General features: G+C 53.1%; 1 protein-coding gene. It reads right to left on the bottom strand.

Going from position 1 to position 1907, the window contains the following annotated elements:
• Positions 1–85 precede the first annotated feature (85 nt).
• Complete coding sequence (locus G491_RS0125975) at positions 86–1759, bottom strand: IS1634 family transposase (RefSeq protein WP_028316610.1); 1674 nt, start codon at positions 1757–1759, stop codon at positions 86–88.
• Positions 1760–1907 lie beyond the last annotated feature (148 nt).

Here is a 1907-nt window from a genome sequence, read left to right as displayed (position 1 = left end):
CCGAACTTTAACACCGCCAAAAACGGATATGGAGCATTTTCAGTGTGTTATAAAAACACCAATAGGGTTTTTCGTACTACAAACCTTATAAGCTCTTGATTTTAGGAAAGGATATTTCCAACTGAGTGTAAATCGCCCTGTGCTCCTCCTCCACGCGGGTCAGCACGGGAACCGCCATCCCATGGAGTTTTGCCTGTCCCGCCTTGATCTGCTGGAGCTTGTCTAAGGCGCGTGACGCTGAAATGGACAAAGGCGCCAAAGTCAAGCTCATGTATCTCTCCACCATCAGGGCAAGCACACAAATGAACACATGGGCGCGAATGCGCTGCTCCGACCAGTGATACACAGGACGTAACTCCAGGGTGCTCTTTAGGGATCGGAAGCCCCGCTCGATGGTCTGCAGATCCTTGTAACGGGCAATCACGTCCTTGGGAGGCAGGTCCAACTCCGTGCACTCCACCACCAGTTTGCCGTCGATGAGATCCTCCCACTTGCGGGTCTTCCGGTCGGCGCGCACGCTGACGCCTCCATTGTCCGCGAGGGAAAGCTCATAGTATCTTAAAAGATCCCGTTTTTTCAAATAATCCCGAATCTGAAAAAGCGCCCCTTCCTGCGTAAGAGGACGGCCCCGCTGCCTGCCTTCCCGGCTTCGCCTGAGGCGGGCTTTCACGTCCTTGATCAGGGCGTCCGCCTTGGTGATGGCTTCCATGCGATGACGCCTCACCTGGGCGGCCCTGGCTGGATCATAGGCCATAACGAACTTCACTCCCTGGCACACGTTTTCGGTGAACTGCTCTTCGGCTTCTTCGGAATGGTCCAGATCCTTGCGGCTGGCCTTGATAAAATCCCTGACGGCATTGTTGCGCCGTAAAGGATGGGCCACCACATACCCGAATTCCTCGGTGAGCAGAGCGTCCAGGTTGTCGTCTGAGAGCATGCCCCGGTCCCCCACCACCACGGCCCGCCGAATGCCGAAGCGATCCTTGAGGTCTTTCACCACCATGGCCACGGTGGTTTTGTCCACGGTATTGCCGGAAAACACATGGTGGCACAGGGGGATGCCTTCGGGCGTGATCACCATGCCAATGACGATCTGGCGGCGGTCCGGACGATGGTCCCGGCTATAGCCGTAAGCCCGAATATCCTCAGCACTTATGGATTTATCCCCCTCGAAGTAGGTGCTGGTGATGTCGTAAAAAACCAGATCTAAGGAGTCTTTGTTAAACAAATCAATATGCTCCTGGGCCAGTTCCCTTTCGATGGAATCCTTTTGGCTGATAAGCCAGTCCATGGCGCGCATGAGATGATGGTACTCGACCTGTTCTCCGTCCACGCCCGGGAAATACACCCCTTCCAGCCAGGCCAGAAGCCCCAGTTTGCTCCGGGGATCGCACAGGCGGTTGGCGGCCATGAGCAAAATATGCTGGGGCAGGTCGAACTCTGCTCCGGACTTTTTGGCGTGGCGCTCCAGAACCAGCCCGATCCTAAGATGCTTCCATATCTGTACGATGGACCATATGTGGCCGAAATCCTTGGCGTAATCAACGGCGAAATCATCCCGGGCGGGCCTGCCAATGGCTTTGCACAGCCCGTTGATGATATTATCCACGTCCTTTTCCTTGAGCTTGTCCACCTGGCCCAAATGGGCGATAATTTTGGTGCGTGGATTTTTGACGCCGGGTTCCCTGACGCTTTCCGCGATCTGGACCGACTGATAGACCTTGCCCCGCTGTTTACTTTTGACGATTCGGATATACATAGTGCGTAAACACTATAATATATTATTCATTAAGTCAAGTATAAATACAATAGTTTACGTACTACATTAACCTTCCCGAAACAGATATTATCTTCAATGATTTCAATCTGGATTTCTTGTTTAAGGCAAGATTGGTGTCAAAGTTCGG

It is taken from the genome of Desulfatibacillum aliphaticivorans DSM 15576 (genome assembly GCF_000429905.1).
GTDB classification, from domain to species: Bacteria; Desulfobacterota; Desulfobacteria; order Desulfobacterales; family Desulfatibacillaceae; genus Desulfatibacillum; species Desulfatibacillum aliphaticivorans.
The sequence above is the reverse complement of the archived record's forward strand: the minus strand, read 5'-3'. Positions and strand labels throughout refer to the sequence as shown.

Excerpts from the sequence above, each read along its gene's own strand:
- G491_RS0125975 (WP_028316610.1), bottom strand. The coding sequence starts at position 1,759 with ATGTATATCCGAATCGTCAAAAGTAAACAGCGGGGCAAGGTCTATCAG.